The organism is Pseudomonas edaphica (assembly GCF_005863185.1).
GTDB lineage: Bacteria > Pseudomonadota > Gammaproteobacteria > Pseudomonadales > Pseudomonadaceae > Aquipseudomonas > Aquipseudomonas edaphica.
On sequence record NZ_VBVZ01000878.1, the window covers coordinates 1 to 1,866 of the forward strand.

A 1,866-nucleotide genomic window follows, 5' to 3' on the forward strand; every position below is an offset into this window, starting at 1 on the left:
ATAGCCCGCCAGGTCCGGCTTCCACAGGCGGGTTTCGCCGTTGGGCAACGTGACCGGGCTGAGGTTTTCGAGCACCGGCTCCGCCTTGGCGGCCCTGAATTTGTTCACCGCCGCCCCGACACCCGCCATCACTGCTATCTGCGCCAGGTTCTCGGCCACATCAATCAAGTGTGCCTTAGCCGCCTGGCGGTCACCCTCGCCCCACTCAATCGCGCCTTCCAGGGTTTCATAGAGCAACTGCCCTGCCATCACGCCCATCATGACCTCTCCCAGCACCGGCACGAACATCGACACCATGTTCAACCCCAGCATGCCGATCTCCAGCAGGTGCGCCAGCTTGGCGTCACGTGCCTTGGCATCCACATCTTCGGTGGGCACGGCATGGGCGCGAGCATCTGCGATCACCTGCTCGCGGTGTTGTTCGTAGAAGTAATGCCAGGGGTCGATGTTCGCCGCCCAGATCCCTTTGCCGCGTCGTGTGCGCGTCGAAGGTTCAAGGAAAGGGTGATGAAGTGCGGCGTGGTGAAATCCAGCAATTTCTTCCACGGTGAGCGCCAGATGTCGGTGGGTGAGTCAGCAGCTTTCTGGGTGAACTGGCTGAAGTAATAGGGCCGCTTGTCGTAAGGCACGAAGCGACTGAAAAACTGCTGGTACGGCGTCGGCGAGGGATCATTGGCCTTGGCCGGATCACGGGCGGTGAGCAAGCGCTTGAATTGAGCCTGCATTTGCCGCCAGCGGTAGCGCTTGAGCGGATGCTCAGGGTCCTGGGGCACATAGATAATCAGCTCGTCCGGGTCACTGTATTTTTTGCAAATCGAGAACACCATGCAGCCGGTCATCCGCAGCCGCATCAGGCCCAGGGTCCTGAACCAGACCTGCTTGTCGCCCATCCAGGGATGAATTTCACCCTCGATCACCGACAGCAGCATGCGGTGATCGGCCGGCTCGATATCGCCGGTCAACAGTGCCTGCTCGGCGGCAGCCCTGACGGCGGCCTTCTGATTGGCGATGAACTGGTCACGCAGGGTGACTTGCGCGCTGGCGTCTTCGGGGTAGAAAAATGATTGCAGGTAGGCCTGGTATTTGGCGCCGATATTGAGGTTTCGACACAGCGTCAAAAACTGGCTGACCTTCAGGTTGATCGCCACCGAGTGGTAGGTGCTGGAGGTGCCGGTAGCTTGCATGAACCCGGAGGTCTTGTGGTAAGCGCCCTCCTTGCACTCGTAGGCCTCGAAGTTGTGCAAGGCCGCTTCCAGCAGGGGCAGTTTCAAAAACTCGAAATCCCCCGCCTCGACTTCGGCAATCCCCACCGCCAACGGGCGGCGCAGGCACAACAGAATTTTGTCGACATCGACGTCCAGTCGGTACTGATCCTTCAGGGCCTTGAGCAGCAAGGGCCGGGCGAAGTCGTCGATGCCCTGGAAGGAGGCCATCGTCTTGTCCAGTTGCGTCTGGGTGGTGAGGTTGGCGAGAAAACGACCCGTCACTTCATTGCGTTGCAATGGCGTCGCGTTCGCAAGCCATGCCGGCATGACCGTGCCGGCATCCTTGAGCGCCTGCTTGCGAGCCGGCGTCGCGTTGATCAACCACTGAGGACTGCTGCGCTCCAGGAAGTCACCGTGCAGGCTTTGGGTGGCGGCGAGTTTTTTTATTGGCTGGGGTGCGTCGTTTGCCGGCACGGCCGGCGAAGAAAGATGGGATGAAGAGTCCATCGTGTCACTCCTTTGAAATGGACTGACAGCACATCACGGCGCCCGCTACGCCAAGCGGTGCATATATGACCTCGTACGCGTTCGGGGCCGGGTGCTGGCAGTGGTATTCCTGTACCGCCTGCGCGGTCACCACATCCGATTTCCTGTCGCTTCC

At 60.3% G+C, this 1,866-nt stretch carries 2 protein-coding genes; both read right to left on the bottom strand.

Annotation, left to right across the window (positions count from 1 at the left end; translation table 11 throughout):
* Positions 1 to 405: hypothetical protein (locus tag FEM54_RS34990; protein WP_338109384.1), on the bottom strand; the 405-nt coding region annotated here is incomplete at its 3' end.
* Complete coding sequence (locus tag FEM54_RS31645) at positions 402 to 1,712, bottom strand: dermonecrotic toxin domain-containing protein (RefSeq protein ID WP_338109385.1); 1,311 nt, start codon at positions 1,710 to 1,712, stop codon at positions 402 to 404. The genes FEM54_RS31645 and FEM54_RS34990, both read right to left, overlap by 4 nt.
* Positions 1,713 to 1,866 lie beyond the last annotated feature (154 nt).